General features: G+C 68.0%; 29 protein-coding genes. 25 read left to right on the forward strand and 4 right to left on the reverse strand.

Annotation, left to right across the window (positions count from 1 at the left end; genetic code table 11):
* Window positions 1-627 (reverse strand): mycofactocin system transcriptional regulator MftR, encoded by a 627-nt coding sequence (gene mftR / locus DYE23_RS05640; protein ID WP_011895887.1) that lies wholly within the window; start codon window positions 625-627, stop codon window positions 1-3.
* Window positions 628-731: 104 nt separating this feature from the next.
* Here mftR and mftA point away from each other — a divergent pair, with 104 nt between their 5' ends.
* From mftA to mftG, 7 genes are all read left to right on the forward strand, one after another.
* Window positions 732-824, forward strand: a complete 93-nt coding sequence (gene mftA, locus DYE23_RS05645; protein ID WP_013472708.1) for a mycofactocin precursor MftA — start codon at window positions 732-734, stop codon at window positions 822-824.
* Window positions 825-826: 2 nt separating this feature from the next.
* The gene (gene mftB, locus DYE23_RS05650) at window positions 827-1,117 is read left to right on the forward strand and encodes a mycofactocin biosynthesis chaperone MftB (RefSeq protein ID WP_011895886.1); all 291 of its coding nucleotides are present in this window, start codon (window positions 827-829) and stop codon (window positions 1,115-1,117) included.
* Entirely contained in the window at window positions 1,114-2,304 is a 1,191-nt protein-coding gene (gene mftC, locus DYE23_RS05655) for a mycofactocin radical SAM maturase (RefSeq protein WP_011895885.1), read from the forward strand. The genes mftB and mftC overlap by 4 nt, the downstream gene beginning before the upstream one ends.
* Window positions 2,305-2,311: 7 nt before the next feature.
* On the forward strand, window positions 2,312-3,487 hold the full coding sequence (gene mftD / locus DYE23_RS05660) for a pre-mycofactocin synthase MftD (RefSeq protein ID WP_099962567.1): 1,176 nt from the start codon (window positions 2,312-2,314) through the stop codon (window positions 3,485-3,487).
* Window positions 3,488-3,589: 102 nt separating this feature from the next.
* Window positions 3,590-4,345 carry a mycofactocin biosynthesis peptidyl-dipeptidase MftE gene (mftE, locus tag DYE23_RS05665; protein WP_099962568.1) on the forward strand — a complete coding sequence of 252 codons (756 nt, stop codon included), beginning with the start codon at window positions 3,590-3,592 and terminating at the stop codon, window positions 4,343-4,345.
* On the forward strand, window positions 4,342-5,754 hold the full coding sequence (mftF, locus tag DYE23_RS05670; RefSeq protein WP_011895882.1) for a mycofactocin biosynthesis glycosyltransferase MftF: 1,413 nt from the start codon (window positions 4,342-4,344) through the stop codon (window positions 5,752-5,754). Before mftE ends, mftF begins: the two co-directional genes overlap by 4 nt.
* Complete coding sequence (gene mftG / locus DYE23_RS05675) at window positions 5,751-7,169, forward strand: mycofactocin dehydrogenase MftG (protein WP_115326727.1); 1,419 nt, start codon at window positions 5,751-5,753, stop codon at window positions 7,167-7,169. The genes mftF and mftG overlap by 4 nt, the downstream gene beginning before the upstream one ends.
* Here the strand turns inward: mftG and DYE23_RS05680 are convergent.
* Complete coding sequence (locus tag DYE23_RS05680) at window positions 7,147-8,721, reverse strand: MFS transporter (protein ID WP_011895880.1); 1,575 nt, start codon at window positions 8,719-8,721, stop codon at window positions 7,147-7,149. The two genes, mftG and DYE23_RS05680, sit on opposite strands and share 23 nt — an antisense overlap.
* Window positions 8,722-8,817: 96 nt before the next feature.
* Between DYE23_RS05680 and DYE23_RS05685 the strand changes: the two genes are divergently transcribed.
* Window positions 8,818-9,441, forward strand: coding sequence for a TetR/AcrR family transcriptional regulator (locus tag DYE23_RS05685; protein ID WP_011895879.1), 624 nt, complete (start codon window positions 8,818-8,820; stop codon window positions 9,439-9,441).
* Here DYE23_RS05685 and DYE23_RS05690 read toward each other — a convergent pair.
* A complete protein-coding gene (locus DYE23_RS05690; protein ID WP_013472704.1) occupies window positions 9,407-10,669 on the reverse strand; it encodes a cytochrome P450 in 1,263 nt (420 codons plus the stop codon). The genes DYE23_RS05685 and DYE23_RS05690 overlap by 35 nt on opposite strands.
* A gap of 74 nt (window positions 10,670-10,743) precedes the next feature.
* Window positions 10,744-11,994 carry a cytochrome P450 gene (locus DYE23_RS05695; RefSeq protein WP_115326728.1) on the reverse strand — a complete coding sequence of 417 codons (1,251 nt, stop codon included), beginning with the start codon at window positions 11,992-11,994 and terminating at the stop codon, window positions 10,744-10,746.
* A gap of 73 nt (window positions 11,995-12,067) precedes the next feature.
* Between DYE23_RS05695 and DYE23_RS05700 the strand changes: the two genes are divergently transcribed.
* The 17 genes from DYE23_RS05700 (at window position 12,068) to rplE (ending at window position 24,076) form a co-directional block, all read left to right on the forward strand.
* Complete coding sequence (locus tag DYE23_RS05700; protein WP_041800383.1) at window positions 12,068-13,612, forward strand: carboxylesterase/lipase family protein; 1,545 nt, start codon at window positions 12,068-12,070, stop codon at window positions 13,610-13,612.
* A gap of 318 nt (window positions 13,613-13,930) precedes the next feature.
* Window positions 13,931-14,236 carry a 30S ribosomal protein S10 gene (gene rpsJ, locus DYE23_RS05705; RefSeq protein ID WP_003883485.1) on the forward strand — a complete coding sequence of 102 codons (306 nt, stop codon included), beginning with the start codon at window positions 13,931-13,933 and terminating at the stop codon, window positions 14,234-14,236.
* 27 nt (window positions 14,237-14,263) lie between these two features.
* The gene (gene rplC / locus DYE23_RS05710) at window positions 14,264-14,920 is read left to right on the forward strand and encodes a 50S ribosomal protein L3 (protein WP_011895875.1); all 657 of its coding nucleotides are present in this window, start codon (window positions 14,264-14,266) and stop codon (window positions 14,918-14,920) included.
* Window positions 14,920-15,576, forward strand: a complete 657-nt coding sequence (gene rplD, locus DYE23_RS05715) for a 50S ribosomal protein L4 (RefSeq protein WP_011895874.1) — start codon at window positions 14,920-14,922, stop codon at window positions 15,574-15,576. Before rplC ends, rplD begins: the two co-directional genes overlap by 1 nt.
* Window positions 15,576-15,878, forward strand: a complete 303-nt coding sequence (gene rplW, locus DYE23_RS05720; RefSeq protein WP_011895873.1) for a 50S ribosomal protein L23 — start codon at window positions 15,576-15,578, stop codon at window positions 15,876-15,878. Before rplD ends, rplW begins: the two co-directional genes overlap by 1 nt.
* A gap of 36 nt (window positions 15,879-15,914) precedes the next feature.
* On the forward strand, window positions 15,915-16,754 hold the full coding sequence (gene rplB / locus DYE23_RS05725) for a 50S ribosomal protein L2 (RefSeq protein WP_011895872.1): 840 nt from the start codon (window positions 15,915-15,917) through the stop codon (window positions 16,752-16,754).
* Window positions 16,755-16,766: 12 nt separating this feature from the next.
* A complete protein-coding gene (gene rpsS / locus DYE23_RS05730; RefSeq protein WP_010908582.1) occupies window positions 16,767-17,048 on the forward strand; it encodes a 30S ribosomal protein S19 in 282 nt (93 codons plus the stop codon).
* Window positions 17,049-17,050: 2 nt separating this feature from the next.
* Window positions 17,051-17,494, forward strand: a complete 444-nt coding sequence (rplV, locus tag DYE23_RS05735; protein WP_011895871.1) for a 50S ribosomal protein L22 — start codon at window positions 17,051-17,053, stop codon at window positions 17,492-17,494.
* Window positions 17,494-18,330, forward strand: coding sequence for a 30S ribosomal protein S3 (rpsC, locus tag DYE23_RS05740; RefSeq protein ID WP_011895870.1), 837 nt, complete (start codon window positions 17,494-17,496; stop codon window positions 18,328-18,330). The genes rplV and rpsC overlap by 1 nt, the downstream gene beginning before the upstream one ends.
* A 2-nt stretch (window positions 18,331-18,332) precedes the next feature.
* Entirely contained in the window at window positions 18,333-18,749 is a 417-nt protein-coding gene (gene rplP, locus DYE23_RS05745; RefSeq protein WP_011895869.1) for a 50S ribosomal protein L16, read from the forward strand.
* Window positions 18,749-18,982 carry a 50S ribosomal protein L29 gene (rpmC, locus tag DYE23_RS05750; protein ID WP_011895868.1) on the forward strand — a complete coding sequence of 78 codons (234 nt, stop codon included), beginning with the start codon at window positions 18,749-18,751 and terminating at the stop codon, window positions 18,980-18,982. The genes rplP and rpmC overlap by 1 nt, the downstream gene beginning before the upstream one ends.
* A complete protein-coding gene (gene rpsQ / locus DYE23_RS05755; protein ID WP_011895867.1) occupies window positions 18,982-19,278 on the forward strand; it encodes a 30S ribosomal protein S17 in 297 nt (98 codons plus the stop codon). Before rpmC ends, rpsQ begins: the two co-directional genes overlap by 1 nt.
* Window positions 19,279-19,402: 124 nt before the next feature.
* Window positions 19,403-21,754, forward strand: a complete 2,352-nt coding sequence (locus DYE23_RS05760; protein ID WP_115326729.1) for an arylsulfatase — start codon at window positions 19,403-19,405, stop codon at window positions 21,752-21,754.
* A gap of 13 nt (window positions 21,755-21,767) precedes the next feature.
* Window positions 21,768-22,652 (forward strand): formylglycine-generating enzyme family protein, encoded by an 885-nt coding sequence (locus DYE23_RS05765; RefSeq protein WP_013472702.1) that lies wholly within the window; start codon window positions 21,768-21,770, stop codon window positions 22,650-22,652.
* Window positions 22,653-22,824: 172 nt separating this feature from the next.
* On the forward strand, window positions 22,825-23,193 hold the full coding sequence (gene rplN / locus DYE23_RS05770) for a 50S ribosomal protein L14 (protein ID WP_011895864.1): 369 nt from the start codon (window positions 22,825-22,827) through the stop codon (window positions 23,191-23,193).
* Window positions 23,193-23,510, forward strand: a complete 318-nt coding sequence (rplX, locus tag DYE23_RS05775) for a 50S ribosomal protein L24 (RefSeq protein WP_011895863.1) — start codon at window positions 23,193-23,195, stop codon at window positions 23,508-23,510. Before rplN ends, rplX begins: the two co-directional genes overlap by 1 nt.
* Window positions 23,510-24,076, forward strand: a complete 567-nt coding sequence (gene rplE / locus DYE23_RS05780) for a 50S ribosomal protein L5 (RefSeq protein ID WP_011895862.1) — start codon at window positions 23,510-23,512, stop codon at window positions 24,074-24,076. The genes rplX and rplE overlap by 1 nt, the downstream gene beginning before the upstream one ends.

A 24,076-nucleotide genomic window follows, 5' to 3' on the forward strand; every position in this document is an offset into this window, starting at 1 on the left:
CTATCGTCGCGCCCCGGGGGCGAACTCCGACACCCCCGATTCCAGACCGGACAGACCGGACGCCAGCAGGTCGAACGCTTCCCCCAGCGACGACTGCAGGCAGGCCGTCTCGTCGGCCAGCCAGTGCTCGTAGGCCGACAGGGACACGGCGAGCATGGTCCACGCGACGGTCTGCGGCCGCAGGTCGTCGCCGCCGACGCCGAGCCGGTCGGCCACGAACGCCGCGACGACGGCCCGCCACCCGGCGTACATCGTCATCGAATACGCCTGCAGCGCCTCCGTTTCGAGGATCAGCCGCATGCGTTGTCGGTGCCGGTCGGGATCGTCGAAATCGTTGAAGGCCAGCAGCGCGGTGCGCAGCGCATCACGGATCGGGACCTCGGGGTCGAGGTCGGCCAGCAGCGCGCGCATGTGGTCGAGGTGGGCGTCGAAGTCGCCCCACGGCAGCGCGCTCTTGGACGGGTAGTACCGGAACAGCGTCCTGCGGGCGATGCCCGCGGCGGAGGCGACGTCGTCGACGCTGACGTCGTCGAACCCGCGTGCCATGAACAGGTCGATGGCGACGTCGCTGATGTGCTCCCAGCTCGTCGACCGACGGCGTCCCACGCGCGGCCTGGCGGCGCTCATCGAAACCCCACTTCCGTTTAGGCACTCGATGCCATATTGTGGGCGACCTAGGTCACAATTGTCGAGACCCTCCCAGGGTCCGCTCTCCCGGAAAGGTGATTCACATGGATCAGAATCAGCAGGTCGGCGCCGAGGAACTGGTCACCGAGAGCCTGGTCGAGGAAGTCTCGATCGACGGGATGTGCGGGGTCTACTGACCATGGCCGCGCCGACCATCACGTTCGATGCCGACCGGAACTGGCGGTTGCACCCGCAGGTGGCGGTGCGGCCCGAACCGTTCGGCGCGCTGCTCTACCACTTCGGGACCCGCAAGCTCTCGTTCCTGAAGAACCGGACGATCGTCGAGGTGATCAACTCGCTCTCCGATCACCCCGACGCTCGATCCGCTTGCCGCGCAGCGGGAATCGACGATTCCCAGCTGGCGCCCTACCTCCACGCGCTGGGCGTTCTCGTCCAGTCGAACATGCTCGTCGCAGGAGAGAACCGATGACCCTTGCCGCCCCGGTGCCCCGGCTCGTCGACCAGTTCGAGCGCGGTCTGGACGCGCCGATCTGCCTCACGTGGGAGCTGACCTACGCGTGCAACCTGTCCTGTGTGCACTGCCTGTCCTCGTCGGGGAAGCGTGATCCGCGCGAGCTGTCGACCCAGCAGTGCAAGGACATCATCGACGAGCTGGAACGCATGCAGGTGTTCTACGTGAACATCGGCGGCGGCGAGCCCACCGTGCGCAGCGACTTCTGGGAGCTCGTCGACTACGCCACCGAACACCACGTCGGCGTCAAGTTCTCGACCAACGGCGTGCGCATCGACAAGACGGTGGCCGCCAAGCTCGCCGCGAGCGACTACGTCGACGTGCAGATCTCGCTCGACGGCGCGACCGCCGAGGTCAACGACGCCGTGCGCGGCCCCGGCTCGTTCGCGATGGCCGTGCGGGCCTTGGAGAACCTCAAAGAGGCCGGCTTCAAAGACGCCAAGATCTCGGTCGTGGTCACCCGCCACAACATTGATCAGCTCGACGACTTCAAGGCTCTCGCCGACACCTACGGCGCGACGCTGCGCATCACCCGCCTGCGCCCGTCGGGCCGCGGCGCCGACGTGTGGGACGACCTGCACCCAACCGCCGATCAGCAGGTGCAGCTCTACAACTGGCTGGTCGCCCACGGTGAGCGGGTGCTCACCGGCGACTCGTTCTTCCACCTGTCCGGGCTCGGCGAGCCCGGTGCGCTGGCGGGTCTGAACCTGTGTGGCGCCGGTCGCGTGGTGTGCCTGATCGACCCGGTCGGCGATGTCTACGCGTGCCCGTTCGCGATCCACGACAAGTTCCTGGCCGGAAACATTCTGACCAGCAACGGTTTTGAAGACGTGTGGCAGAACTCCGAGCTCTTCCGCGAGCTGCGCGAGCCCCAATCGGCGGGCGCCTGCAGTGGCTGCAACCACTACGACGCGTGCCGCGGCGGCTGCATGGCCGCGAAGTTCTTCACCGGCCTGCCGATGGACGGTCCCGACCCCGAGTGTGTGCAGGGATACGGCGAACCGGCCCTGGCGGCCGACCGCGACAAGCCCAAGTCCAGCGTGGACCATTCCCGCTCCGGCGGTCGTGGCAAGCCGAAAGGCCCGATCCCGCTCACCCTGCTGAGCGCCCCGCCGAAGAAATTCTGTAACGAAAGTCCGGTGTAGACCTCCCATGGCACGAGATACCTGGTTCGAGACCGTCGCGATCGCCCAGCAGCGGGCGAAGAAGCGTCTGCCGAAATCCGCCTATTCGTCGCTGATCTCGGCGAGCGAGAAGGGCGTGTCCGTCTCCGACAACGTCGAGGCGTTCGCCGAGCTCGGCTTCGCACCGCACGTGGTCGGGGCCACCGACAAGCGCGATATGGCGACAACCGTTATGGGGCAGGACATTCCGCTGCCGGTGATCATCTCTCCGACGGGTGTGCAGGCGGTGCACCCCGACGGCGAGGTCGCGGTGGCACGGGCCGCCGCGGCGCGCGGCACCGCGATGGGGCTGTCGTCGTTCGCGAGCAAGCCGATGGAGGAAGTGACCGCGGTCAACGACAAGATCTTCTTCCAGATCTACTGGTTGGGCAGCCGTGACGCGATCGCGGCGCGCATGGAGCGTGCCCGCGCGGCCGGCGCCAAGGGTCTGATCCTGACCACCGACTGGAGTTTCTCGCACGGCCGTGACTGGGGGAGCCCCAAGATCCCCGAGCAGATGGACCTCAAGACGATCCTGAAGATGTCGCCCGAGGTCCTGACCAAGCCGCGCTGGTTCTTCAGTTTCGCCAAGACGCTGCGCCCGCCGGACCTGCGGGTTCCCAATCAGGGCCGCCCCGGCGAGCCCGGTCCGACGTTCTTCGAGGCGTACGGCGAATGGATGGGGACACCGCCCCCGACCTGGGAGGATGTCGCCTGGCTGCGCGAGCAGTGGGGTGGCCCGTTCCTGCTCAAGGGCCTGGTGCGGGTCGACGACGCCAAACGCGCTGTGGACGCGGGTGTTTCGGCGATCACGGTGTCCAACCACGGCGGCAACAACCTGGACGGCACCCCGGCGGCGATCCGCTGCCTGCCGGCCATCGCCGACGCGGTCGGCGATCAGGTCGAGGTTTTGCTGGACGGTGGGATCAGGCGCGGCAGCGACGTCGTCAAGGCCGTTGCTCTGGGTGCCCGTGCGGTGATGATCGGGCGGGCCTACCTGTGGGGTCTGGCGGCCAACGGGCAGGCCGGTGTGGAGAACGTCCTGGACATCCTCAGCGGCGGCATCGACTCCGCCCTGCGGGGCCTGGGCAAATCCTCGATCCACGAGCTGACCCCCGAGGACATCCTGGTTCCCGAAGGATTCACCCGGACCCTGGGCGTCTGATACGGACGTGGCCACGGGGGCTGGCGTGATTTCCCGGCCGGCAAGCACACCGCGGCCGGGAAATCAACTGCTACCCGTGCGCCAACATTCGGCGCACGCCAGGTGAATTCGGCCTACCATCGTCGCGTGGTCTTCCCCCGTGAGCTCGGGAACTCGACGTCGAGGCAGTTGCATGACGCGCACGCCATCCACATGCCCACGCTTGTCGTCCCGGTCGGTTCTACCGAGCAGCACGGACCCCATCTGCCCCTCGACACGGACACCCGGATCGCCACCGCCGTCGCCGACGCCGTCGTCACGCGTCTGCGTGCCCGGGATGAATCCCATTGGGTGATGGCACCGGCAATTGCCTACGGTGCCAGCGGAGAACACGAGGGATTCCCGGGCACGATCTCGATTGGCACACCGGCACTGGCGGAACTGCTCGTCGAATTCGTCCGCTCGGCCTGCCGGTGGACGCCCCGGGTGGCTTTCGTCAACGGCCACGGCGGTAACGTCGACGCGCTGCGCCGGGCGGTCACCCAGCTGCGGCACGAGGGGCGTGACGCGGCGTGGTCCCCGTGTGTGGCCGGCAACGCCGACGCCCATGCCGGACACACCGAAACGTCGGTACTGCTCCACCTTTCGCCGGACGCCGTCCGGCAAGAGGAAAGGGTGCCGGGAAACCGCGCCCCGCTGGCGGAGCTGATGCCGCAGATGCTCCGTGGGGGAGTCGCGGCGGTGAGTTCGCTGGGGGTCCTGGGGGACCCCACCACCGCGACCGCGGACGAGGGGAGGAGGATCTTTGCCGAGATGGTGGACGCGTGCGCAGCGCGCGTCGTTCGGTGGGAGCCTGATCGCGGGGGGATGCTGACATGACAGGTCCGCGGCTTCCGGACGGCTTCGCCGTCCAGGTGGACCGGCGCGTGCGCGTCCTGGGCGAGGGGGCGGCACTGCTCGGCGGCTCGCCGACGCGACTGCTCCGGCTGGCCCCGGCCGCGCAGACCATGCTGCACGGAGGCAGGCTCGAGGTGCACGACGCCGTCAGCGCGCAACTGGCCCGCACGCTTCTCGACGCCACCGTTGCCCATCCCAGGCCGCTCAGCGGGCCGTCGCACCGCGACGTCACCGTCGTTATCCCGGTGCACAACAACGCAACTGGACTGACCCGGCTGGTGGCCGCGCTACGTGGACTGAAGGTCGTCATCGTCGACGACGGTTCCAGCAGGCCCGTGAACGAGGCGGATTTCGCGTCGGCCGCCTGCGATATCCGGGTGCTGCGGCACTCCAGGCGCAAAGGTCCGTCCGCGGCCCGCAACGCCGGGCTTGCGGTGTGCGCCACCGATTTCGTCGCGTTCCTCGATTCCGACGTGGTGCCCCGCAAGGGGTGGCTGGAGGCCCTGCTCGGCCACTTCTGCGACCCGGCGGTGGCCCTGGTGGCGCCGAGGATCGTCGCCCACGAGCCGTCCGACAACGTCGTGGCCCGCTACGAGGCCGTGCGCTCGTCGCTCGATCTCGGGTTGCGCGAGGCGCCGGTGATCCCGTTCGGGACGGTGTCCTATGTGCCGAGTGCCGCGATCATCTGCCGGCGCAGCGCCATCCTGGAGATCGGCGGCTTCGACGAGACGCTGGTCTCCGGCGAGGACGTCGACCTGTGCTGGCGGCTCAATGAATCGGGTGCCCGGCTGCGCTACGAACCGATCGCGATGGTCGGCCACGACCACCGCACCGAGCTCCGGAAGTGGTTCGCGCGCAAGTCTTTCTACGGCGGTTCGGCGGCACCGCTGACCATCCGGCACCCGGGGAAGACCGCACCGCTGGTGATCTCGGGGTGGATGCTGGTGGTCTGGATGCTCGTCGCGGTCGGGTCGGGCATCGGCTACGCCGCCTCGGTCGCCGTCGCCGCCGTCACGGGCCGGCGGATCGCGAAGTCACTGTCGACCGTGCAGACCGAACCCATGGAGGTGGCCGTGGTGGCCGCGCACGGGTTGTGGTCGGCCGCATTGCAATTGGCGTCGGCACTGTGCCGCCACTACTGGCCCATCGCGCTGGTCGCCTCGGTGCTGTCCAAGCGCTGCCGCCGGGTCGTGGTGGTGGCCGCGGTGCTCGACGGGGTGTTCGACTGGGTCACCCGCAACGGCAACGCCGACGAGGACACCAAACGCGTCGGCATCCTGACCTACATCCTGCTCAAGCGCCTCGATGACATCGCCTACGGGCTGGGTCTGTGGAGCGGTGTCGTCCGTGAGCGCCACGCCGGGGCCCTGAAGCCGCAGATCCGCGCTTGAGTGTCCTGATCGTCGGGGCCGGAAGCGCGGGTTCGGTACTGGCGGAACGGCTGTCGGCCGACCCGGGCTGCGAGGTGACGGTCGTCGAGGCCGGGCCCGGGCTGAGCGATTCCCGGGTACGGGATCAGATCAGCGACGGCCTGCGGTTACCGATCGGGGCGGCGAGTTCGGTGGTGCGCCGGTATGACACCGCGCTGACCGAGGAGCCCCGCCGTCACGCACGGATCATGCGCGGGGTGGTCGTGGGCGGCTCGGGAGCGGTCAACGGTGGATACTTCTGCCGCGCCCTGCCCGCGGACGTCGACGGCTGGGGAATGGACGGCTGGAGCTGGGACGACGTGCTGCCGCATTTTCGCGCCATCGAGACCGACCTCGACTTCGCGACCCCCGTGCACGGCGACACCGGCCCCATCACGGTCCGCCGGGTCGCCGAATTCGACGGTGCGACAGCCTCCTTCGTGGACGCCGCGCGCACCGCCGGTTTCGGGTGGGTCGAGGACCTCAACGGCGCCACCGCGGAGCATGCGGTGCCCGCCGGCATCGGGGCTGTGCCCCTGAACATCGACCGGGGAACCCGCGTCGGGCCGGGCGGCGCCTTCCTGCGGCCCGCGCTGGGACGTGCCAACCTCACCGTGCTGACCGACACCCGGGTGCTGCGGCTGACGTTCGCTGCAGGCCGTGTGACCGGGGTCCTGTGCGTCGGCCCCGACGGTCCCGTGACGGTGGGCGCGGACCGTATCGTGCTGTGCGCCGGGGCGATCGCGACGGCGCAGTTGCTCATGGTCTCCGGCGTCGGCCCACCTCCGGTGCTGCGCGCCGCAGGCGTGCCGGTCGAGATCGATCTGCCCGTCGGGGTGGACACCATCGACCATCCCGAATGGGTGCTGCCCGTGAGCTGGGCGCCGACCCACGGCGTGCCGCCGCTGGAAGCGGTCCTGACCACGGACGACGGCGTGGAAATCCGGCCGTACACAGTGGGATTCGAAGCGATGATGACCGGACGCCGTGACGACCCGACCGACCAGCCGCATCTCGGGGTGACGCTGATGCGGCCGCTGTCGCGGGGGCGGGTGACCATCTGCTCTGCCGATCCGGACGCCGACCCGGTGATCGAACACCGCTACGACAGCGCGCCCGCCGACGTCGCGCTGCTTCGCGAAGGGGCGCAGCTCGCGTCCGAATTGGCCGGCGCCACAGTGCAGTCCGAGCCGTCCTGGGCGACATCACAGCATCTGTGCGGCACTGCGAAGATGGGCGCGGTGGTCGACGAGCGGTGCCGGGTGTACGGGGTGGACAACCTCTGGGTGGTGGACGGCTCGATACTGCCCGACATCCCCAGCCGGGGTCCGCACGCGACCATCGTGATGGCGGGCCACCGCGCCGCGGAGTTCGTCAGTTCTTCCGCAGGCGCCTGACCACCGACCATTGCCGCCCGTCACGTCCGGGGGACCAGATCGCGACGAAGACCGCAGCGACCAGCAGCAGGAGAGACAGCACGAGCAGAGCCCGGTCGGCGGCGTGGATGAACGCATCCTGCGCGAGCTCGGACAGTCGGGCGCCCTGCGGACCCATCTGCTCGGAGATCGACAGGGCGTGCGCCAGTGAGTCGGTGGCGGTGGTGCGGATCTGCTCGGGGAAGTCGGCCAGCCTCGACGCCAACGACCTGTGGTAGACGGCGGCCAGGATCGATCCGGCCACCGCGATGCCGAGGGCGGCGCCGATCTCACGGGTCGCGTCGTTGACCGCCGACGCGACACCCTGCTTCTCGTCGGGGGCCGCGTTCATGATCGCCGATGTGGTTGGCGCCGTGCACAATCCGATCCCCGACGCGGCGAGCAGAAGCGGCCACATGATGTCGAGGAACGTCGCGTCCGCATCCAGGAACCTCATCAGGAACAGTCCGCCGGCGAGCAGCAGCAGACCGCCGGTGACCGCGAAGCGCAGACCCACCTTCGGGAGGTAGAGATGCAGCGTGCCGCCGAGGACGAGAACCGGGAAAGCAAGCGGCGCCAGAGCAAATGCGGTTTCCAGTGCGCTGTAGCCCATCACCAGCTGCATGAACTGCATCTCGATGAAGAAGAAGCCGAAGTTGGCCATGAAGAGGAAGGTGATCCCGACGGCGCCGGTGGCGAAGTCGGGGCGGGTGAACAGGCGGACGTCCAACAATGGGTGCTCGCGGCGCAACTGCACCATCGCGAAAGCCACCGCCAGCACCACCCCGGCTGCCAGGCACCCCAGCACGACGGGATCGGTCCACCCTCGTGCCGGCGCCTCGACGACCCCGAGCACGAACACCGCGATCGCGGTGCCGATCAGTGCGCCTCCCACCCAGTCGATCGGGGTGGCGGTCTCGTCGCGCGAGGAGCCGATCGTGCAGGTCGCGATGAACATCAGCAACGCCCCGGCGGCGAACATGTAGAAGATCGACTGCCACGAGAAGAAGTGCAGCAGGACGCCGGTCCCGAGGAACCCGAACACGGCCCCCGATCCGGCGACACCTGCCCAGATCCCGACGGCCTTGTTGCGCTCGGACTTCGGGAACGCCGACGTCAACAACGACAACGTCGCCGGCATGATCAGGGCTGCGCCCACGCCGGCGACCGCTCGCGCCACGATGATCTGGGTCGGGCTGTCCAGGAACACCGGCGCGAGCGACGCGAGGGCGAAGATCGCCAGGCCGACCAGCAGTGCGCCGCGCCGGCCGTACCGGTCGCCGAGGGCGCCGGCGGGGAGCAGCAGGCAGGCCAGGGCCAGTGTGTAGCCGTCGACGATCCATGTCAGCTGGGTCTGCGTCGCGGAGGTCTGCAGGGCGATGTCGGGCAGCGCGGCGTTCAGCGCCACCATCGACGAGATCACCATCAGCACATCGATGCTGGCGACCGCGAGCAGCCAGATCCGTCGGCGTTTCGAAAGGGTCATGACGGCCGCGTCGATATCCTGGTCGGAGCGAGGAAGGGTGTCGACCATGTCGGCGTCTCATTTCAGCAGGAGCCAGGTTTCGAGACTAACAGTCTCGTAGCGAGACTCCGGGTCTTGTTCCCCGTCCGGAGGTGGAGGAAACGTATGGCCGCCGTCAGTAGCGATCCGCGGCCGGCCCGCTCGCGGGCGCGGCTGCTGGATGCGGCCACCGCGCTGCTGCGCTCCGGCGGGCCGAGCGCGGTGACCATCGACGCGGTCACCCGCAAGGCCAACGTCGCGCGCGCGACGCTGTACCGGCACTTCCCGAGCGCGAACGACCTCGTCGCGGCCGCCTTCGTGGGGCTGATCCCGCCCCCGCCGATGCCGCCGTCCACCGGCAGCCTGCGGGAGCGCCTCCTCGCGATCGTCGTCGAATGGGCCGAATCGATCGCCGAGGCCCCCACGACGCTGACCGCGATGGCGTGGCTATCGCTCGGGCCCGACATCGAGCAGGTGCCCAGTGCGGGCGGCAGTCAGGTGGGGTCCCTGCGCGAGCGCATCGCCGAGCAGTACTCGGCCCCGTTCGACGCGGTCTTCGACAGCCCGGACGCGGCGGCCGAGTTGCGGCCCGTGGACCGCACCATGGCCTTCGCGCTGCTGATCGGGCCGTTGGCATTCGGTCGCATCAGCACGCTGACCGAGTTCGACTACCGGGCGGTGGCGATCGCCGCGGTCGACGGGTTCCTGAGCACGTTCAGCGCAACGAATACCGGACGGGAAGGTGCTTGAGTCCGCCGACGAACGTCGTCGCCGACAACTCGGCCTCTCCGGCCAGTTCGATCGAGTCCAGACGCGGCAGCAGCTCGGTGAACAGGCTGTTGATCTCCATGCGGGCCAGCGCCGCGCCGAGGCAGAAGTGCACGCCGTAGCCGAACGCCAGGTGCTTGTTGGGGTCGCGGCCCACGTCGAAGCGGAACGGGTCGGCGAACACCTCCTCGTCGCGGTTGGCCGACACGTAGGCCAGGTAGACCGACTCGCCCTTGGCGATCGGGACGCCGCGCACCGTGGTGTCCTCGGCAGCGGTGCGCATGAACTCCTTGACCGGTGTCGACCAGCGGATCATCTCCTCGACCGCGGTCGGCATCAGGCTGAGGTCGCCCTTCAGCCGGGCCAGCTCGCCGGGGTTCTCGATCAGCGCGTGCAGGCCGCCTGAGATCGCGTCCTTGGTGGTGTCGTGGCCGGCGCTGGCGACGATGACGTAGTAGGACAGCGTGTCCATGTCCGACATCGGCTCACCGTCGACCAGTCCGTTGGCGATCGCCGACGCGAGATCCTCTGTCGGGTGCTCGCGCCGGGACGCGGTCAGCGCCGCGAAGTAGTTGAAGAAGTCGGTCAGCACGGCCAGCTGTTCCTCGGGGGTGGTGCCGCGCTTGTACTCGTCGTCGTCGCCGCCGAACATCTCCTGGGTCAGCATGTGCATCCTGCCGAAGTCCTCCTCGGGCAGGCCGAGCAGCGACAGGATCACATACAGCGGGAAGTTCACGGCGATCTCGGTGACGAAATCGCACTCGGGCCCGATGTCGCGCATCCTGTCGACATAGCGCTTGGCGAGCTCGTCGACGCGCACCTTCAGGTCGCGCATGGCCTTCGGGCGGAACCAGTCCGCGCCGATCGCGCGCACCTTGCGGTGGTGCGGGTCGTCCATGTGGATCAGCGTGCGCAGCCCGATCCCGGCCTCCTGCTGGGACTTGCCCAGATCGTCGGCCTCGGCGGTCACCAGCAGCGGCCGGGGTGCGGACAGGAACAGGTCGTTGGCCCGCTCGATCGCCATGATGTCGGCGTGCTTGGTGATCGCCCAGAACGGCCGGTACGGCGGATGGTCGACCCACACGACCGGGTCGTTGGCGCGCAGGTACGACAGGGCCGAGTGCAGGCGGTCGTCGTCGGCATACGCCTTCGGATCGGCCAGTACCTTCGCGGCCTCCTGTGAATCCCGATCCATCGTCGGCGTGCTCATGCGTCTCCTCACCAGGGCTGAACTTGACGGGTGTCAAGCTCAGTCTATGTGATCGGCGCCACTGCGCGGTGGAATCAGCGCAGCGAGTAGCGGATCGGCAGGTGTTTGAGCCCGCCGACGAAGATCGTCGAGATGAACTCCGGGTCGCCGGCCAGTTCGATCGACTCCAGCCGCGGGAGCAGTTCGGTGAAGAAGCTGTTGATCTCCATCCGCGCCAGCGCCGCGCCGAGGCAGAAGTGCACGCCGTAGCCGAAGGACAGGTGCTTGTTCGGATCGCGGCCGACGTCGAAGCGCATCGGCTCGTCGAAGACGTCCTCGTCGCGGTTGGCCGACACGTAGGACAGCAGCACCGCCTCGCCCTTCTTGATCGGCACGCCGCGCACCTCGGTGTCGGCGGTCGCGGTGCGCATGAACTCCTTCACGGGGGCGGTCCAGCGGATGATCTCCTCGACCGCGGTGCCCATCAGGGACGGATCGGCCTTCAGCCGGGCCAGCTGATCCTGGTTCTCGATCAGCGCCAGCAGGCCGCCCGAGATCGCGGCGCTGGTGGTGTCGTGGCCGGCGCTGGCGACGATCACGTAGTAGGACAGGCAGTCGATGTCGTTGAGGTACTCGCCGTCGAGTTTGGCGTTCGCGATGGCCGAGGCCAGGTCCTCCGTCGGGTTCTCCCGGCGGTCGGCGGTCAGCTTGGTGAAGTACCGGAAGAAGTCGGTGATGACCTCGTGCAACTCCTCGGCGCTCTTGCCGCGGCTGAGCTCGTCGTCGTCACCGCCGAACATCTCCTGGGTGAGCTTGAGCATCCGGCCGAAGTCCGACTCCGGCAGGCCCAGCAGCGACAGGATCACGTACAGCGGGAAGTTGACCGCGACCTCCTGGACGAAGTCGCACTCCGGCCCGATCTCGACCATCCGGTCGACGTAGCGCTTGGCCAGTTCGTCGACGCGCTCCTTCAGGGCCCGCATCGCCTTGGGGCGGAACCAGTCCGCGCCGACCTTGCGGATGTCGCGGTGCAGCGGGTCGTCCATGTGGATCAGCGTGCGCAGGCCACCGCCGATGGCGAGGTTGGCCGCGGCGAGGTCGTCGGTGGCCTTGGTGTTGAGCATGGGCCGGGGCTCGTTGATCCAGAGCTCGTTGGCGCGCTCGATCGCCATGATGTCGGCGTGCTTCGTGACGGCCCAGAAGGGGTAGTAGTCGGGGACGTCCACATAGGCGACCGGGGCGTTCGCCCGCAGATGCGCCAGCGCTGCGTGCAGTCGCGGCTCCTCCGCATAGGCCCGTGGTTCAGCCAGAACCTTCGCTGCGTCATCGATAACCGGCGTGCTCATGTGCCCTCACTCGGAAGAGAAACTTGACGGGTGTCAAGAACAGCATATGTGACCGGCGCTACTCTCGACAATCGTGGTGGTCCGGGGTATCGCGGTGCTGGTCGCGCTGGTGGTGGCCGTCGCGTGCGGGTCGCAGGCGTCCCCGCAGCCAGCCCCCGATCCCGCGGTGGTCCAGACCTCGACGGGACCCGTCCGCGGCACGGTGGCCGACGACCACCGACTGTTCGCCGGAATCCCTTATGCCGCACCGCCTGTCGGCGCTCTGCGGTGGCAGGGTCCGCGGCCGGCGCCGAAATGGGACGGCGTGCGGGACGCGACCGCGTACGGGCCGCGCTGCATGCAGGACCTCGACGGCGACCTCGAGCTCGGGAGGCAGACCGACGAGGACTGCCTGAACCTCAACGTCTGGACACCGCCCGTCGCCGGTGACCGCCCCGAACCCAAGCCGGTGATGGTGTGGATCCACGGCGGGTCGTTCGTCGCCGGCAGCAGCGGCGTCTACGACTCACGGCGCCTGGTCGCCCGCGGCGACATCATCGTCGTCACCGTCAACTATCGGCTCGGCGCGCTGGGGTTCCTGGCCCATCCGGCGCTCGGCCCGCCCGGCGCCGTCGGCAACTACGGGCTCGCCGATCAGCAGGCCGCGCTGCGCTGGGTGCGCGACAACATCGCGAACTTCGGCGGCGACCCCGCCCGCGTGACGGTCGCGGGGGAGTCGGCCGGTGCGATGTCGGTCTGCGATCACCTGGTGGCGCCCGGCTCCGACGGACTCTTCGACGCGGCCATCGTGATGAGCGGACTGTGCCAATCGCAGGCCGACCTGCCGACCGCCGAGAAGCGCAGCCTCGACTACGCCGCGCAGGCCGGTTGTGGCGGCCCGGTGCCCGCCGAGTGCCTGCGGGGGCTCGACGCGAACGCGCTGCGCACACCCGTCTGGTACTACGACATCGGCGACGACCGGCTCAGCGGTCCGGTCACCGGATCGGCGGTGCTGCCCACCGCTCCGCCCGTCGCGTTCGGCGACGGGAAGGCGGCGCGGGTCCCGGTCCTGATGGGCACCACGCGCGACGAGTGGACGCTGTTCGTCGCCCTGCAGCACCTGCGCGACGGCAAGGACTACGCACCGCAGGAGTATCCGCGCCTGCTGGCCGACACCTTCGGCGCCGACGCCCCCGCCGTCGAGGCGCACTACCCGCTGACGGCGTTCTCCAGCGTCGCGCTCGCCTACGCCGCGACGGTCACCGACGGCGTCTTCGCGTGTGCGGGCCGACGCTGGGCGGGCGACCTCGCCGAAACCGCGCCGGTGTACTTCTACGAGTTCAACGACCGCGACGCGCCTGCGCCCGACCCGCTGCGGACGGTGCCGTTCCCGGTCGGGGCCAGCCACTCGCTGGAACTGCGCTACCTGTTCGACACCGGCGGAGCGCCGCCGCCGAGTCCGGCGCAGGTCCGGCTCGGCGAGCAGATGATCGACTACTGGGCGTCGTTCGTGAAGACTGGCGACCCCGGCTTTCCGGGTATCGACTCCGGGGTGATGTCGCTGCAGCCCGACGGAAGCCGGATGATCGAGGACTTCGACCGGGTGCACCAGTGCGTGTTCTGGGACGGTCTGGGGTAGCCCCTCAAAGAGCGGCTCGGAGCACTCCACCAGGGATTTGGAGCACGCCCGGATCTGAGGCATACTGTTCGGGTTGCCTTGAGCCGGGACGGTGTCTTTCACACTGCGCCGGCGCGGGCATGCGACCAGCGCCCTTAGCGGGGCGCATCCGGTCCCCACCTCGATCGCGGCGAACTCGGACGCGAACGAGTGTGCGCGAGGGCGACACGCCCGACCGCGGGGGTCGGTGAACCACAGACAGGTAAACAGCGGCGGCACAGCCAGGCCCATGTTTTTTCATGGACACCGTGGGCCCGTTAGTAGTGAGGTAGGAGAAGCGTGGCGGGACAAAAGATCCGCATCAGGCTCAAGGCCTACGACCATGAGGCCATTGACGCCTCTGCGCGCAAGATCGTCGAGACGGTCACCCGGACGGGAGCCAGCGTGGTCGGCCCGGTGCCGCTGCCCACCGAGAAGAACGTGTACTGCGTCATCCGGTCCCCGCACAAGTACAAGGACTCGCGGGAGCACTTCGAGATGCGTACGCACAAGCGGCTGATCGACATTCTCGACCCGACGCCCAAGACCGTTGACGCCCTCATGCGCATCGATCTGCCGGCCAGCGTCGACGTCAATATCCAATAGTCATCGCAGTAGGAGAAACCAGAAACCATGGCTAGAAAAGGCATTCTGGGCACCAAGCTGGGCATGACGCAGGTGTTCGACGAGAACAACAAGGTCGTGCCGGTGACGGTCGTCAAGGCCGGGCCCAACGTTGTGACGCGCATCCGCACCACGGAGCGCGACGGCTACAGCGCCGTGCAGCTCGCCTACGGCGAGATCAGCCCCCGCAAGGTGAACAAGCCCGTCACGGGCCAGTTCGCCGCCGCCGGTGTGAACCCCCGCCGCCACCTCGCCGAGTTGAGGCTCGCCGACAACGAGGATGCGGGCGCTCTCTACGAGGTCGGCCAGGAGCTGACCGCCGAGATCTTCGCCGACGGTGCGTACGTCGACGTGACCGGCACCAGCAAGGGCAAGGGCTTCGCCGGCACCATGAAGCGTCACGGCTTCAAGGGCCAGGGCGCGAGCCACGGCGCGCAGGCTGTGCACCGCCGGCCGGGCTCGATCGGTGGCTGCGCCACCCCGGGCCGCGTGTTCAAGGGCACGCGCATGTCGGGCCGGATGGGCAGCGACCGCGTCACGACCCAGAACCTGAAGGTGCACAAGGTCGACGCCGAGAACGGCGTGCTGTTGATCAAGGGCGCCATCCCCGGACGTAACGGTGGACTGGTGGTTGTCCGCAGCGCAATCAAGCGAGGCGAGAAGTAATGGCTAACAAGACAATTGACGTAGTGACGCCGGCGGGCAAGAAGGACGGCACGGTCGAGCTGCCCGCCGCGCTCTTCGACGCCGAGCCCAACATCGCGTTGATGCACCAGGTCGTCACCGCGCAGCTGGCCGCCAAGCGTCAGGGCACGCACGCGACCAAGACGCGTGCGATGGTCTCGGGCGGTGGCAAGAAGCCGTACCGGCAGAAGGGCACCGGCCGCGCCCGTCAGGGCTCGACCCGCGCGCCGCAGTTCACCGGTGGTGGCGTCGTGCACGGCCCGCAGCCGCGCGACTACAGCCAGCGCACCCCGAAGAAGATGATCGCCGCCGCACTGCGCAGCGCTCTCTCCGATCGGGCGCGCAACGACCGGATCCACGCGATCACCGAGGTCGTCGAGGGGCAGAGCCCGTCGACCAAGAGCGCGAAGGCGTTCCTGGCGACCCTCACCGACCGCAAGCAGGTTCTGGTGGTCATCGGCCGCGCCGACGAGACCAGCGCGCTGAGCGTGCGCAATCTGCCTGGCGTGCATGTGATCTCGCCGGATCAGCTGAACACCTACGACGTTCTCAAGGCCGACGACGTGGTCTTCAGCGTGGAGGCCCTCAATGCGTACATCGCTGCTGCTACGAAGACCACCGAGGAGGTGTCGGCCTGATGGCAAACGTGGTTGATCCCCGCGACATCATCTTGTCCCCGGTGATCTCGGAGAAGTCCTACGGACTGATCGAGGACAACGTGTACACGTTCATCGTTCACCCGGACTCGAACAAGACCCAGATCAAGATCGCGATCGAGAAGATCTTCAAGGTCAAGGTCGACTCGGTGAACACGGCCAACCGGCCGGGCAAGCGCAAGCGCACCCGCACCGGCTACGGCCAGCGCAAGGCCACCAAGCGCGCGATCGTGACGCTGGCCGCCGGAAGCAAGCCCATCGATCTGTTCGGAGCGCCGGCCTGATCGGCCGGACAGGACAAGAACAGGACTGAGTAGAAGATGGCTATTCGCAAGTACAAGCCGACGACTCCGGGCCGCCGCGGGTCCAGCGTCTCCGACTTCGCCGAGATCACCCGCGATCATCCCGAGAAGTCGCTGATCCGCCCGCTGCACGGCAAGGGTGGGCGTAACGCCCACGGCCGCATCACCACCCGTCACAAGGGCGGTGGCCACAAGCGCGCCTACCGCGTGATCGACTTCCGTCGCCACGACAAGGACGGCGTCGACGCCAAGGTCGCTCACATCGAGTACGACCCCAACCGCACCGCGAACATCGCGCTGCTGCACTACCTGGACGGCGAGAAGCGCTACATCATCGCGCCGCAGGGTCTCAAGCAGGGCGCGATCGTGGAGTCGGGCGCCAACGCCGACATCAAGCCCGGCAACAACCTGCCGCTGCGCAACATCCCCGCGGGCACGCTGATCCACGCCGTGGAACTGCGTCCCGGTGGTGGGGCGAAGATGGCGCGTTCGGCCGGTGCGTCGATCCAGCTGCTGGGCAAGGAGGGCACCTACGCCTCCCTGCGTATGCCCAGCGGTGAGATCCGCCGCGTCGACGTGCGCTGCCGCGCCACCGTCGGCGAGGTCGGCAACGCCGAGCAGGCCAACATCAACTGGGGCAAGGCCGGCCGGATGCGGTGGAAGGGCAAGCGCCCCACCGTCCGTGGTGTCGTGATGAACCCGGTCGACCACCCGCACGGCGGTGGTGAGGGTAAGACCTCCGGTGGCCGCCACCCGGTGAGCCCGTGGGGTAAGCCCGAGGGCCGCACCCGCAAGCCCAACAAAGCGAGCGACAAGCTCATCGTCCGTCGCCGGCGCACCGGCAAGAATAAGCGCTAGGAGTAGTCAGCGATGCCACGCAGCCTGAAGAAGGGCCCGTTCGTCGACGACCATCTGCTCAAGAAGGTCGACGTCCAGAACGAGAAGAACACCAAGCAGGTCATCAAGACCTGGTCCCGTCGGTCCACCATCATCCCCGACTTCATCGGGCACACCTTCGCCGTCCACGACGGTCGCAAGCACGTCCCGGTGTTCGTCACCGAGGCGATGGTCGGGCACAAGCTGGGCGAGTTCGCCCCCACCCGCACCTTCAAGGGTCACATCAAGGATGACCGGAAGGCCAAGAGGCGCTAATCATGACGACAGCGATTCAATACCCATCCGCTTCGGCGAAGGCCCGCTTCGTGCGCGTCTCGCCGACGAAGGCGCGGCGTGTGATCGACCTGGTCCGCGGCAAGAGTGTCGAGGACGCCCTCGACATCCTCCGCTGGGCCCCCCAGGCGGCCAGCGAGCCGGTCGCCAAGGTCATCGCCAGTGCCGCGGCCAACGCGCAGAACAACGAAGGCCTCGATCCGAGCACCCTGGTCGTCGCCACCGTCTTCGCCGACGAGGGCCCCACGGCCAAGCGCATCCGGCCGCGCGCGCAGGGTCGCGCCTTCCGGATCCGTAAGCGGACCAGCCACATCACGGTGATCGTCGAGAGCCGTCCCGCCAAGAAGCAAGGTGCTTCCGCATCCGCGGCCCGCGCACGCCGTGCCCAGGCCAGTAAGGCAGCCAGCCAGAAGGAGGGCTCGGAGTAGTGGGCCAGAAGATCAACCCGCACGGCTTCCGTCTCGGCATCACCACCGACTGGAAGTCCCGCTGGTACGCCGACAAGCAGTACGCGGACTACATCAAGGAAGACGTGGCCATCCGCAAGCTGCTGGCCACGGGCCTCGAGCGCGCCGGCATCGCCGACGTGGAGATCGAGCGCACCCGTGACCGTGTGCGTGTGGACATCCACACCGCGCGCCCGGGCATCGTGATCGGTCGCCGCGGCACCGAGGCCGACCGCATCCGCGCCGACCTGGAGAAGCTCACCAAGAAGCAGGTGCAGCTCAACATCCTCGAGGTCAAGAACCCCGAGAGCCGGGCGCAGCTGGTCGCCCAGGGTGTCGCCGAGCAGCTGAGCAACCGTGTGGCGTTCCGCCGCGCGATGCGCAAGGCGATCCAGTCGGCGATGCGTCAGCCCAACGTCAAGGGCATCCGGGTGCAGTGCTCCGGCCGCCTCGGCGGAGCTGAGATGAGCCGCTCGGAGTTCTACCGCGAAGGTCGCGTCCCGCTGCACACGCTGCGCGCCGACATCGACTACGGCCTCTACGAGGCCAAGACCACCTTCGGCCGGATCGGTGTGAAGGTGTGGATCTACAAGGGCGACATCGTCGGTGGCAAGCGTGAGCTGGCCGCCGCGGCACCCGCGGGCGCCGACCGTCCGCGTCGGGAACGTCCGTCGGGAACCCGTCCGCGCCGCAGCGGTGCGTCGGGTACCACCGCGACGAGCACCGACGCCGGCCGTGCCGCGACCGAGGAAGCGCCCGCGACCGACGCTGCCGCCACTGCACCCGCTGCAGGGCAGCCGGAAACTACGGAGAGCTAGTCATGCTGATTCCCCGCAAGGTCAAGCACCGCAAGCAGCACCACCCCCGTCAGCGCGGCATCGCCAGCGGCGGCACCTCGGTGAGCTTCGGCGACTACGGCATCCAGGCCATGGGCCATGCCTACATCACCAACCGGCAGATCGAGTCCGCTCGTATCGCCATCAACCGGCACATCAAGCGTGGCGGCAAGGTGTGGATCAACATCTTCCCGGACCGCCCGCTGACCAAGAAGCCCGCCGAGACCCGCATGGGTTCGGGTAAGGGTTCGCCGGAGTGGTGGGTCGCCAACGTCAAGCCCGGCCGGGTCCTGTTCGAGCTGAGCTACCCCGACGAGAAGATCGCCAGGGAAGCCCTGACCCGTGCCATCCACAAGCTGCCGATCAAGGCACGCATCGTCACAAGAGAGGAGCAGTTCTGATGGCTGTCGGTACCACTACCGGTGAACTGCGCGAGCTCAGCGACGACGAACTGACCGACAAGCTCCGCGAGTCGAAGGAAGAGCTGTTCAACCTGCGCTTCCAGATGGCGACCGGCCAGCTTGCCAACAACCGCCGGCTGCGCGTCGTCCGGCAGGAGATCGCGCGCGTGTACACCGTGCTGCGGGAACGTGAGTTGGGTCTGGCCGCCGGACCCGGAGGTGAGGATTCGTAATGGCAGATACCAAGGGCGAGAAGCACACGCCCCGCACGGAGGACAAGCGCGGCCGTCGCAAGACCGCCATCGGCTACGTCGTGTCGGACAAGATGCAGAAGACCATCGTGGTCGAGCTCGAGTCGCGTAAGAGTCATCCGTTGTACGGCAAGATCATTCGGACCACGACCAAGGTCAAGGCCCATGACGAGAACGAGTCGGCCGGCATCGGCGACCGCGTCTCGCTGATGGAGACCCGGCCGACGTCGGCGACCAAGCGCTGGCGCCTGGTCGAGGTTCTCGAGAAGGCCAAGTAAAGGCCAAGTAGAGCGTTGTGAAGGCTACGTAGTAAGCCTGTGACAGACCCCCGCACGCCGAGAGGCGGCGGGGGTTTTCGCATGTCGGCCGACGTCGGGGGAGCGCGCGAGGTAATCTCCGGACGTGACGACGGAGTTCAACGGCAAGATCGCGCTCGACATCCGCGATTCCGAACCCGACTGGGGCCCGTTCGCGGCGCCGACCGCGCAACCCGAGGCGCCCAACGTGCTCTACCTCGTCTGGGACGACATCGGCATCGCGACCTGGGACTGCTTCGGTGGGCTCGTCGACATGCCCGCCATGAGCCGCATCGCCGAACGCGGGGTGCGGCTTTCGCAGTTCCACACCACGGCGCTGTGCTCGCCGACCCGGGCCTCGCTACTGACCGGACGCAACGCGACCACCGTCGGCATGGCCACGATCGAGGAGTTCACCGACGGTTTCCCGAACTGCAACGGTCGGATCCCGTTCGACACCGCTCTGCTCTCGGAGGTGCTTTCCGAGAACGGCTACAACACCTACTGCATCGGCAAGTGGCATCTGACGCCGTTGGAGGAATCCAATCTGGCGGCCACCAAGAGGCACTGGCCGCTGTCGAGGGGGTTCGAGAGGTTCTACGGGTTCATGGGCGGCGAAACCGACCAGTGGTATCCGGATCTGATGTACGACAACCACCCCGTCGCGCCTCCCGCAACCCCGGAGGAGGGCTACCACCTCTCGAAAGACCTGGCGGACAAGACGATCGAATTCATCCGCGATTCCAAGGTCATCGCGCCGGACAAGCCGTGGTTCTCGTATGTGTGCCCCGGGGCGGGACATGCGCCGCACCACGTCTTCAAGGAGTGGGCGGACCGTTACGCCGGACGTTTCGACATGGGCTATGAGGCCTACCGGGAGATCGTGCTGGAGAACCAGAAGCGCCTCGGCCTGGTGCCGCCGGACACCGAATTGTCGGCCGTCAACCCCTATCTGGACGTCAAAGGTCCCGACGGCCAGGACTGGCCGGCGCAGGACACCGTGCGACCGTGGGATTCGCTGAGCGAGGACGAGAAGCGGCTGTTCGCGCGGATGGCCGAGGTGTTCGCCGGATTCCTGTCCTACACCGACGCCCAGATCGGCCGCGTGCTCGACTATCTCGAAGAGTCCGGCCAGCTCGACAACACCGTCATCGTGGTCATCTCCGACAACGGTGCCAGCGGCGAGGGCGGCCCGAACGGTTCGGTCAACGAGGTCAAGTTCTTCAACGGCTACATCGACTCCGCGGAGGAGAGCCTGAAGGTCTTCGACGAACTCGGTGGCCCGCAGACCTACAACCATTACCCGATCGGCTGGGCGATGGCGTTCAACACCCCGTACAAGCTGTTCAAGCGCTACGCCTCGCACGAGGGCGGGATCGCCGACACCGCAATCATCTCCTGGCCCAAGGGGATTGCCGCGCACGGTGAGATCAGGGACAACTACGTCAACGTCGCCGACATCACGCCCACGGTGTACGACCTGCTCGACATCACGCCGCCGGCCACGGTGCGCGGGGTCGCGCAGAAGCCGCTGGACGGCGTGAGTTTCAAAGTGGCGCTGGAGAATCCGAACGCGCCCACCGGCAAGGAGACACAGTTCTACACGATGCTGGGCACCCGCGGCATCTGGCACCGGGGGTGGTTCGCCAACACCGTGCACGCGGCGTCCCCGGCCGGCTGGTCTCACTTCGACGACGACCGGTGGGAGCTCTACCACGTCGACGCCGACCGCAGCCAGGTTCACGACCTGGCCGCGGAGTACCCGGAAAAACTCGACGAGCTCAAGGCGCTGTGGTTATCCGAGGCGCAGAAGTACAACGGGCTGCCGCTCGGTGATCTCGACATCTTCGAGACGATGTCGCGGTGGCGGCCGACGCTGTCGGGGGAACGATCCGCATACGTGTACTACCCGGGGACGGCCGATGTCGGCATCGGCGCGGTGGTGGAGCTGCGCGGGCGGTCCTTCGCGGTGCTGGCCGAGGTCGAGGTCGACCCGGGCGGTGCCAATGGTGTGGTCGTGAAACACGGTGGGGCGCACGGCGGTTACGTGATGTACCTGCAGGGCGGACGGCTGCACTTCTGCTACAACTTCCTCGGCGAGTACGAGCAGACACTGGCCGCGCCGGATCCGGTCCCGCCCGGCCTGCACACGCTCGGTTTCACCTACACCGTCACCGGCACCGCCGAGGGCAGCCACACCCCGATCGGTGACGCCGAGCTGTTCCTCGACACCGAGCGGGTGGCCAGCCTCGCCGAGATGCGTTCGCAGCCGGGCACTTTCGGTCTGGCCGGCGCGAGCCTGAGCGTGGGCCGCAACAACGGCTCGCCGGTGTCGGAGGCCTACCACCCGCCGTTCGCGTTCACCGGCGGCCGCATCGCGCGGGTGAACATCGACACCTCGGGCGCGCCGTACGTCGATCTGGAACGCGACTTCGCCCGGGCGTTCGCCAGGGACTGACTACCCTGGGCGCATGCTGACCGACCTCGTCGACCTCGAGGGCGGGTCCTTCCGGATGGGGTCCACACGCTTCTACCCGGAGGAAGCCCCGGCGCACACGGTCACCGTGGCCCCGTTCGCCATCGAACGGCACCCGGTCACCAACGCGCAGTTCGCCGAGTTCGTCGACGACACGGGATACCGCACCGTCGCCGAGCGTCCCCCGGATCCCGCGCTGTACCCCGGAGCGTCGCCGCACGACCTGGTCCCGGGCGCGCTGGTCTTCCGGCCCACCGCCGGACCGGTCGACCTGCGGGACTGGCGACAGTGGTGGGAGTGGACGCCCGGCGCCGACTGGCGGCACCCGTTCGGGCCCGACAGCTCCGTCGACGACAGACCCGAGCACCCGGTGGTGCAGGTCTGCTACTCCGACGCCGCGGCCTACGCCCGCTGGGCGGGGCGGCGGCTGCCGACGGAGGCCGAGTGGGAGTTCGCCGCCGGCGCCGGGTCGACCGCGGTGTACGCGTGGGGAGACGAGCCCGCGCCGGGCGGGCAGCTGATGGCCAACACCTGGCAGGGCGCGTTCCCGTACCGCAACGACGGCGCCCTCGGGTGGGCCGGAACCTCCCCGGTCGGCACCTTCCCGGCCAACGGGTTCGGCCTGGTCGACATGATCGGCAACGTCTGGGAGTGGACGACGACGCGGTTCGCCGGCCATCACCGCGTGAACCCGCCCCCGCCGCCGACGTGCTGCCCGCCCGCGGACCCCGATCCGGCCGTCAACCAGGCACTCAAGGGTGGTTCGCACCTGTGCGCCCCGGAGTACTGTCACCGGTACCGTCCGTCGGCGAGGTCACCGCAGTCGCAGGACAGCGCCACCACCCACATCGGTTTCAGGTGCGCCGCGAGCCCGGTCTGACCAGCGATTTGGAGCATTCGCCGAGCTCACCTAGTATGTAGGGGTTGCCTAGGGCAGACCTCGGTTCTCTCATGTCGTTACGGGAAAACCCTGCGTGCTCTTTGGGTGACAAAGACCGCGCACGTCCAGGTCGGTATCTGGCGTGCATACAAACCCAGGTCGAGGAGATCTAGTGATTCAGCAGGAATCGCGGCTCAAGGTCGCCGACAACACGGGTGCCAAGGAGATCTTGTGCATCCGTGTGCTCGGCGGCTCAGGCCGGCGATACGCCGGTATCGGTGACGTCATCGTGGCGACGGTCAAGGACGCCATTCCCGGCGGCAACGTCAAGCGTGGCGACGTGGTCAAGGCCGTGATCGTGCGGACCGTCAAGGAACGCCGCCGCGCCGACGGCAGCTACATCAGGTTCGACGAGAACGCCGCGGTGATCATCAAGAACGACAACGATCCGCGCGGTACCCGCATCTTCGGGCCGGTCGGCCGCGAGCTGCGTGAGAAGAAGTTCATGAAGATTGTCTCGCTCGCCCCGGAGGTGTTGTGATGAAGGTCCGTAAGGGCGACACGGTGCTCGTCATCTCGGGCAAGGACAAGGGCGCCAAGGGCAAGGTCCTGGTGGCCTACCCCGACCGCAACAAGGTCCTGGTCGAGGGCGTCAACCGGATCAAGAAGCACACCGCCGAATCGCGCACCGAGCGCGGCGCCGCCTCGGGCGGCATCGTCACGCAGGAGGCGCCGATCTCGGTGTCCAACGTGATGCTGCTCGACTCCGACGGAAAGCCGACCCGCGTCGGATACCGCAAGGACGACGAGACCGGCAAGAACGTCCGGATCGCCAAGAGCAATGGCAAGGACCTCTGATGACCAGCACTGAAACGAAGACCCTCCCGCGCCTCAAGCAGCGCTACCGGGAAGAGATCCGCGAGCAGCTGCTCAAGGAGTTCGGCTACGCGAACGTGATGCAGATCCCGGGCGTGGTCAAGGTCGTCGTCAACATGGGTGTCGGTGACGCCGCCCGCGACGCGAAGCTGATCAACGGCGCGGTCAACGATCTGATGCTGATCACCGGCCAGAAGCCGGAGATCCGCAAGGCGCGCAAGTCGATCGCGCAGTTCAAGCTCCGCGAGGGCATGCCGATCGGTGCGCGCGTCACGCTGCGCGGCGACCGCATGTGGGAGTTCCTGGACCGCCTGATCTCGATCTCGCTGCCCCGTATCCGCGACTTCCGCGGGCTGTCCGGCAAGCAGTTCGACGGCACCGGCAACTACACGTTCGGTCTGACCGAACAGTCGGTGTTCCACGAGATCGACGTGGACAGCATCGACCGTCCCCGTGGCATGGACATCACCGTCGTCACCTCGGCGACGAACGACGACGAGGGGCGTGCGCTGCTGCGGGCGCTCGGCTTCCCGTTCAAGGAGAACTGA

This window comes from Mycolicibacterium gilvum (assembly GCF_900454025.1).
Classification (GTDB): Bacteria; Actinomycetota; Actinomycetes; order Mycobacteriales; family Mycobacteriaceae; genus Mycobacterium; species Mycobacterium gilvum.

What these genes read in the sequence shown, in the direction of transcription:
- mftR (WP_011895887.1), bottom strand. Translation starts at nt 627, where the DNA reads ATGAGCGCCGCCAGGCCGCGCGTGGGACGCCGTCGGTCGACGAGCTGG.
- mftA (WP_013472708.1), top strand. Translation starts at nt 732, where the DNA reads ATGGATCAGAATCAGCAGGTCGGCGCCGAGGAACTGGTCACCGAGAGC.
- mftB (WP_011895886.1), top strand. Translation starts at nt 827, where the DNA reads ATGGCCGCGCCGACCATCACGTTCGATGCCGACCGGAACTGGCGGTTG.
- mftC (WP_011895885.1), top strand. Translation starts at nt 1,114, where the DNA reads ATGACCCTTGCCGCCCCGGTGCCCCGGCTCGTCGACCAGTTCGAGCGC.
- mftD (WP_099962567.1), top strand. Translation starts at nt 2,312, where the DNA reads ATGGCACGAGATACCTGGTTCGAGACCGTCGCGATCGCCCAGCAGCGG.
- mftF (WP_011895882.1), top strand. Translation starts at nt 4,342, where the DNA reads ATGACAGGTCCGCGGCTTCCGGACGGCTTCGCCGTCCAGGTGGACCGG.
- DYE23_RS05680 (WP_011895880.1), bottom strand. Translation starts at nt 8,721, where the DNA reads ATGGTCGACACCCTTCCTCGCTCCGACCAGGATATCGACGCGGCCGTC.
- DYE23_RS05685 (WP_011895879.1), top strand. Translation starts at nt 8,818, where the DNA reads ATGGCCGCCGTCAGTAGCGATCCGCGGCCGGCCCGCTCGCGGGCGCGG.
- DYE23_RS05690 (WP_013472704.1), bottom strand. Translation starts at nt 10,669, where the DNA reads ATGAGCACGCCGACGATGGATCGGGATTCACAGGAGGCCGCGAAGGTA.
- DYE23_RS05695 (WP_115326728.1), bottom strand. Translation starts at nt 11,994, where the DNA reads ATGAGCACGCCGGTTATCGATGACGCAGCGAAGGTTCTGGCTGAACCA.
- rplC (WP_011895875.1), top strand. Translation starts at nt 14,264, where the DNA reads ATGGCTAGAAAAGGCATTCTGGGCACCAAGCTGGGCATGACGCAGGTG.
- rplD (WP_011895874.1), top strand. Translation starts at nt 14,920, where the DNA reads ATGGCTAACAAGACAATTGACGTAGTGACGCCGGCGGGCAAGAAGGAC.
- rplW (WP_011895873.1), top strand. Translation starts at nt 15,576, where the DNA reads ATGGCAAACGTGGTTGATCCCCGCGACATCATCTTGTCCCCGGTGATC.
- rplB (WP_011895872.1), top strand. Translation starts at nt 15,915, where the DNA reads ATGGCTATTCGCAAGTACAAGCCGACGACTCCGGGCCGCCGCGGGTCC.
- rpsS (WP_010908582.1), top strand. Translation starts at nt 16,767, where the DNA reads ATGCCACGCAGCCTGAAGAAGGGCCCGTTCGTCGACGACCATCTGCTC.
- rplV (WP_011895871.1), top strand. Translation starts at nt 17,051, where the DNA reads ATGACGACAGCGATTCAATACCCATCCGCTTCGGCGAAGGCCCGCTTC.
- rplP (WP_011895869.1), top strand. Translation starts at nt 18,333, where the DNA reads ATGCTGATTCCCCGCAAGGTCAAGCACCGCAAGCAGCACCACCCCCGT.
- rpmC (WP_011895868.1), top strand. Translation starts at nt 18,749, where the DNA reads ATGGCTGTCGGTACCACTACCGGTGAACTGCGCGAGCTCAGCGACGAC.
- rpsQ (WP_011895867.1), top strand. Translation starts at nt 18,982, where the DNA reads ATGGCAGATACCAAGGGCGAGAAGCACACGCCCCGCACGGAGGACAAG.
- DYE23_RS05765 (WP_013472702.1), top strand. Translation starts at nt 21,768, where the DNA reads ATGCTGACCGACCTCGTCGACCTCGAGGGCGGGTCCTTCCGGATGGGG.
- rplX (WP_011895863.1), top strand. Translation starts at nt 23,193, where the DNA reads ATGAAGGTCCGTAAGGGCGACACGGTGCTCGTCATCTCGGGCAAGGAC.
- rplE (WP_011895862.1), top strand. Translation starts at nt 23,510, where the DNA reads ATGACCAGCACTGAAACGAAGACCCTCCCGCGCCTCAAGCAGCGCTAC.